The 3,068-nt window shown below is 69.0% G+C and carries 2 protein-coding genes; both read left to right on the top strand.

Annotation, left to right across the window (positions count from 1 at the left end):
• Positions 1-1,316 (top strand): condensation domain-containing protein (locus tag ACFYQ6_RS34910; RefSeq protein WP_388766885.1); only part of this gene is annotated, 1,316 nt, incomplete at its 5' end.
• Positions 1,309-3,068, top strand: a 1,760-nt coding sequence (locus tag ACFYQ6_RS34905; protein ID WP_388766882.1) for an amino acid adenylation domain-containing protein, incomplete at its 3' end; no start/stop codon positions are given. The genes ACFYQ6_RS34910 and ACFYQ6_RS34905, both read left to right, overlap by 8 nt.

Genomic DNA, 3,068 nt, shown 5'->3' with positions numbered 1-3,068 from the left:
CCCTCCAGCTCGTGTGGGCGGCCCTTCCCGTCCCGCTGGAGGTGGTGGACTGGCGGTCGCTGGACGAGGCACAACAGCGCGAGCGCCTGGAGGCGTATCTGCGCGAGGACCGGGTGCGGGGCTTCGACCCGCAGGACGCCCCGCAGTGGCGGATGCTCCTGGCCCGCGTCGCCGACGACCGCCACGAGCTGGTCTGGTCCGCCCACCACACCATCCTGGACGGCTGGAGCCTCGGAATCGTCCTGCGCGACGTGACCGAGTGGTACGGCGCCCTCACCTCGGGGCGGAGCCTGGAGCGGACGCCCGCGCGTCCCTACCGTGACTACGTCTCCTGGCTCCAGGAACAGGACCTCGAACAGGCCGAACAGTACTGGCGCGACACCCTGCACGGCATCGACGGAGCGGTCCCGCTCTCCATCGAGAGGTACACGCCTGCGGCGGCTTCCGGCGCCGCAGGCCACGCCGAGACGGACGTGTTCTTCGGTGCCGAGGAGACCGCACAGCTGCACGCGCTGGCCGCGGCCAACCGGCTCACCCTCAACACCCTCCTCCAGGGCTGCTGGGCCCTGCTGCTCGGCCGCTACACAGAGGCCGACGACATCGTGTTCGGCACGGTGGTCTCCGGGCGGCCGGCCGACGTGACAGGCGTCGAGGGCACGGTCGGTCTCTTCATCAACACGCTCCCGCTCCGGGTCCAGCTGCCTGCGGACAGCACCGTCGTCGACTGGCTCCAGGCCCTCCAGCAGCAGAACCTGAGCATGCGACACTACGAGTACAGCCCTCTGAGCAAGGTCCGGCAATGGAGCGGTCTGCCGGCCGGTGTACCACTCTTCGACAGCCTCTTCGTCTTCGAGAACTACCCGGTGGAGAAGGAGGCCGGTGCCCTGCGCATCGCCCTCACCCGCTCCGAGGAGCGCGTCAACTACGCCATCGGGCTGGTGGCAAGCGTTCCCGAGGACCGGCTCCGCATCACCGTGCAGTACGACACCGCGCGCTTCGAGCGCGACGCCGTCGAGCGGATGATCGGCCACCTCCGCGGCATCTGCGGCCAGATCGCCGAGAGCCCGCAGATGCGCCTGAGCGGCATCACCGTGCTCACGGAGGAGGAGAGGCGCCAGGTACTCCAGCAGAGCGAACAGGCCCCCATCGCGGACGACTTCGACCTGTCGGCCTATGCGGCGGCGATCAGCGACGACGCGGAGCGCGCTCTCCTGGAACAACTCGTGGCAGAGGTCCGGTCACTGTCGCAGAGCGATCTCCAGGACCGGATTCCGACCGCTTCACCGGCTACCGAGACGAGTGACGATCATGAGTGAACTGCTTCCTCAGCTTGAGAACCTCTCGGCCGAGCAGCAGGCGATGCTGCGTCTCAGGCTGCGGCAGATCAAGGATCAGGCAGCGCGTCCCCAGCCCATGCACGCACTGTTCTCGGAGCGGGCTCGTGTGTGTCCGGACCGGGTTGCGGTGGTGTTCGGTGATGTGGAGTTGAGTTACGGGGCGTTGGAGCGGTGGTCGAACCGTTTGGCGTGGTTGTTGCGGGAGCGGGGTGTGGGCCGGGAGTGTCTGGTCGGTCTGTGTGTGCCGCGTTCGGTGGAGATGGTGGTGGGTCTGCTCGCGGTGCTGAAGGCGGGTGCTGCGTATGTGCCGTTGGATCCGGCGTATCCGGGTGAGCGGTTGGCGTACATGGTGGGGGACGCGGGGCTGGGTGTGGTGCTGGCGGGGCGGTCCGTGGCGGGGGTGGTGCCGGGGGGTGTGCCGGTGGTGGTGCTGGAGGATGTGTGGGCGGAGCTGGAGAGCTGTCCGGACACGGCGCCGGATTCGGACGGGACCTGCGACGACCTGGCCTACGTGATCTACACGTCCGGATCCACCGGCCGGCCCAAGGGAGTGCAGGTCTCGCACCGCGGCATCCGTGACATCGCCCGGTGGCAGCACACGAACTACGGGCTGGACACCCCCCAGCGGGTGCTTCAGGGCACGTCGCTGAGCTTCGACATATCGGTGTGGGAGCTCTGCGCTGCCCTGCTGTCGGGCGGCACCCTGGTGCTGCCGCCCCCAGAGCTGAAGATGATGGGCTCCGAACTCGCCGACTTCCTCGTCGAGCAGGCCGTCGAGAACATCAACCTCACGCCCGCCGCCCTCGCCACCCTTCCCGAGGAGTCGCTGCCGCAGCTGCGCTGCGTCTCGGTCGGCGGAGAGGCGTGCCCCCTCGACCTCGTACGCACCTGGGCCCCCGGCCGGGCCTTCTTCAACGGATACGGCCCTTCCGAGGCCACCGTCGCGGTCAGCGTCGCCCGCTACGGTCCCGGACTGGAGCGTGTCCACATCGGCCGCCCCATCGACGGGGCGCGGCTGTACGTCCTCGACTCCCGGCTCCGGCTCCAGCCGGCCGGTGTGGCGGGTGAGCTGTACATCGGCGGTGCGGGGCTGGCTCGGGGGTATCTGGGCCGGCCGGAGCTGACGGCCGAGGCGTTCATCGCGAACCCGTTCGACGGCACGGCGGGCAGCCGGCTCTACAGGACCGGCGACCGCGCTCGCCTCCTGCCCGACGGGAACATCGAATTTCTCGGCCGGGTCGACGACCAGGTGAAGATCCGCGGCTTCCGCGTCGAACTGGGAGAGATCGAGGACGTCTTGTCCCAGCACCCCGCGGTGCGCGCGGCCGCGGTCCTGGCCCAGGGGGACCCCACCGCGAAACGGCTGGTGGCGTACGTCGTCTCCGGCGCTCCGGTGGCTCCGGAGGACCTGAAGTCGTTCCTCGGGGAGCGGCTGCCCGCGCACATGGTCCCGGGCGTCCACGTCCCCCTCGATGCTCTGCCACTGACGCCGAACGGCAAGGTCGACCGCCGGGCCCTGGCCGCGCTGCCGTGGGAGGAACACCTCTCCTCCGGACAGGAGTTCGTGCCCCCCCGGAACGAGGTGGAGAACACTCTCGCGGACATCTGGCAGGAGGTGCTGCACACCGGTCGCCCCGTGGGTGTGCATGACGATTTCTTCGCGTTGGGTGGGGATTCGATTTTGAGTCTTCAGGTGATTTTCCGGGCGAAGCAGTGTGGGTTGTTCTTTTC

Origin of the sequence: Streptomyces sp. NPDC005494 (genome assembly GCF_042872025.1) — a bacterium.
In the GTDB taxonomy this organism is placed as follows: domain Bacteria; phylum Actinomycetota; class Actinomycetes; order Streptomycetales; family Streptomycetaceae; genus Streptomyces.
This window is presented reverse-complemented; position numbering and strand designations above follow the sequence as displayed.